The organism is Oleiphilus sp. HI0132, from assembly GCF_001635845.1.
The window spans coordinates 1-513 of the sequence record NZ_LWGJ01001605.1 but is presented as its reverse complement, the minus strand read 5'-3'; the positions used below and the strand labels follow the sequence as shown (position 1 = coordinate 513).

The window sequence follows — 513 nt, the reverse complement described above, 5'->3', positions numbered from 1 at the left end:
TACACTTTCTAGTGCTAATCCGGTTTGAACGGCTGTTTCGGCATCCATTCTCTGCCCGAGCAAGATCATTTTACTTGCCCACGCTTCGCCAATTAACCAACTCAACCGCTGTGTGCCACCAGCGCATGGTAAAAGACCAACACCTGCTTCAGGCAGTGCAACCTGAGCCTGTTCTTCGACGATACGGATATCACAGGCAAGTGCACACTCAAGACCTCCACCCATCGCGTAACCATTGATAGCCGCGATGGATACACCCTTAAAACTTGCAAGGGCTTCAAATGCTTCGCCAAAACGGTGTGCAACATCTTTTGAAAGTATCTTGTCGCCGCTACTAAACTGCTTAAGGTCTGCACCAGCAGAGAAAAACTTTTCGCCTTGCCCGTGTATGACTAAGGCACTTATTCCGCTCATTGCATTGAGTTTTACGATGACGCTTGAAAGCGCGCCAAGGCTTTCCAAGTCCCAGGTATTTGCAGGTGGATTGTTGATAGTAATTTTAGCAATATGACC

1 protein-coding gene is annotated in these 513 nt (G+C 48.0%); it reads right to left on the bottom strand.

Features of this window, described 5'->3' with window-relative positions:
- A partial coding sequence (locus A3766_RS24770) for an enoyl-CoA hydratase-related protein (RefSeq protein WP_231882987.1) occupies positions 1 to 513 on the bottom strand: 513 nt, incomplete at both ends.